Consider the following 2,500-nt stretch of genomic DNA (forward strand, 5'->3'; position numbering starts at 1 on the left):
TTTATAAGAAGGCGGCGACATACTCTCCCACAACAAGTGTAGTACCATCTGCGCTAAAAGGTTTAACTGCTCTGTTCGGAATGGTAAGAGGTGAGACCTTTGACTATAACCACCTTAAATCTTTAGGCCTTAGGTTGTGCGACTCAGAACTAATACCTGATGCCTGTGGCCTAATGCCTTGATATTTTAACATATAGGGATAAAAAACATATTTTCTCAATTGACAATTGATAATTAACAATTGTTGTGATGCTAACGCTCTTTAAAAGAATCTCTACGCGCGAAAAGTCTACGGGTGATTAGTATTACTCGGCTATGATGTTACCACCGTTACACCTGTAACCTATCAACGTGGTCATCTCCCACGACCCTTAAAAGAAATCTCATCTTGTGGCGGGTTTCGTACTTATATGCCTTCAGCACTTATCCCATCCGCACTTAGCTACTCTGCTATGCCCTTGGCAAGACAACAGATACACCAGCGGTGCGTCCAACTCGGTCCTCTCGTACTAGAGTCAGATCCACGCAAATTTCTAACGCCCACAGTAGATAGAGACCGAACTGTCTCACGACGTTCTGAACCCAGCTCGCGTGCCACTTTAATGGGCGAACAGCCCAACCCTTGGGACCTTCTCCAGCCCCAGGATGTGACGAGCCGACATCGAGGTGCCAAACCCCCCCGTCGATGTGAGCTCTTGGGGGAGATCAGCCTGTTATCCCCGGCGTACCTTTTATCCTTTGAGCGATGGCCCTTCCATACGGAACCACCGGATCACTATGCTCTACTTTCGTACCTGATCGACTTGTGGGTCTCTCAGTCAAGCCCCCTTATGCCATTGCACTCTACGCACGGTTACCAAGCGTGCTGAGGGAACCTTTAGAAGCCTCCGTTACTCTTTTGGAGGCGACCACCCCAGTCAAACTACCCTCCACGAATTGTCCCCTGCATCGCAGGGTTAGACCTCAGATAAGCAAAGGGTGGTATTTCAACAACGACTCCACAACTACCAGAATAGCCACTTCATAGTCTCCCACCTATCCTACGCATCACTTATCCAAGACCAATACGAAGATATAGTAAAGGTGCACAGGGTCTTTTCGTCCCACTGCGGGTAATCGGCATCTTCACCGATACTACAATTTCACCGAGCTCATGGCCGAGACAGTGTCCAAATCGTTACACCATTCGTGCAGGTCGGAACTTACCCGACAAGGAATTTCGCTACCTTAGGACCGTTATAGTTACGGCCGCCGTTTACTGGGGCTTCAATTCAAACCTTCGTGTTACCACTAAGCTCTCCTCTTAACCTTCCAGCACCGGGCAGGTGTCAGACCCTATACCTCATCTTTCGATTTTGCAGAGTCCTGTGTTTTTGATAAACAGTCGCTTGGACCTCTTCACTGCGGCCTATCTTACGATAGGCGACCTTTCTCCCGAAGTTACAGGTCTATTTTGCCTAGTTCCTTAGCCATGAATCTCTCGAGCGCCTTAGAATTCTCTTCCCAATCACCTGTGTCGGTTTACGGTACGGGCATTAATCTTCGCTTTTCTTGGAAACGTTATCACCACTCTATCACCTCGACCGAAGCCTCAGTGTACTATCAAAGCCATAACAGCTCCTTTAACGTACTATTCCGTCAGTACGCGGTAGTTATCTCGTTCCGTCACTTTTATTAGATTAATGGTACAGGAATATTAACCTGTTGTACATCCACTTTCCCTACTCGGGTGCGCGTTAGTCCCCGACTAACCCTCAGCTGATTAGCATAGCTGAGGAAACCTTGATCTTTCGGCGGGCAGGTTTCTCGCCTGCCTTATCGTTACTTATGCCTACATTTTCTTTTCTATCAGCTCCACTATGTCTCACAACTTTAGCTTCTACGCCTATAGAATGCTCCCCTACCGGTATATCTTTCAATAACCCCATAGCTTCGGTAATATGCTTATGCCCGTTTATTATCCATGCCCAACCGCTCGACTAGTGAGCTGTTACGCACTCTTTAAATGTATGGCTGCTTCCAAGCCAACATCCTAGCTGTCAGTGCAGTCAGACCGCGTTTGGTCAACTTAGCATATATTTGGGGACCTTAGCTGATGGTCCGGGTTCTTTCCCTTTAGGATATGGACCTTAGCACCCATACCCTCACTGCTGATGAGCATTTAATAGCATTCGGAGTTTGTCAGGAATTGGTAGGCGATGAAACCCCCGCATCCAATCAGTAGCTCTACCTCTATTAAACTCACATCAACGCTGCACCTAAATGCATTTCGGGGAGTACGAGCTATTTCCCAGTTTGATTGGCCTTTCACCCCTACCCTCAGGTCATCCGAAGTCTTTTCAACGACAACCAGTTCGGTCCTCCACGCTGTGTTACCAGCGCTTCAACCTGCCCAAGGGTAGATCACCAGGTTTCGCGTCTACTACTACCAACTTAACGCCCTATTCAGACTCTCTTTCGATGCGGATTCGTATCTGAAATACTTATCCTCGCTGGTAAC

The 2,500-nt window shown here is 47.7% G+C and carries 2 rRNA genes (1 of these 2 cut by a window edge); both read right to left on the reverse strand.

From position 1 onward, the window contains the following. Positions 1 to 6: 6 nt before the first annotated feature. Positions 7 to 117: ribosomal RNA gene (gene rrf / locus HMPREF1528_RS11335) — 5S ribosomal RNA — on the reverse strand. Positions 118 to 279: 162 nt separating this feature from the next. Next, positions 280 to 2,500: ribosomal RNA gene (locus HMPREF1528_RS11340) — 23S ribosomal RNA — on the reverse strand (it continues 619 nt past the right edge of the window).

The organism is Capnocytophaga sp. oral taxon 336 str. F0502 (assembly GCF_000411575.1).
Taxonomy (GTDB): Bacteria; Bacteroidota; Bacteroidia; order Flavobacteriales; family Flavobacteriaceae; genus Capnocytophaga; species Capnocytophaga ochracea.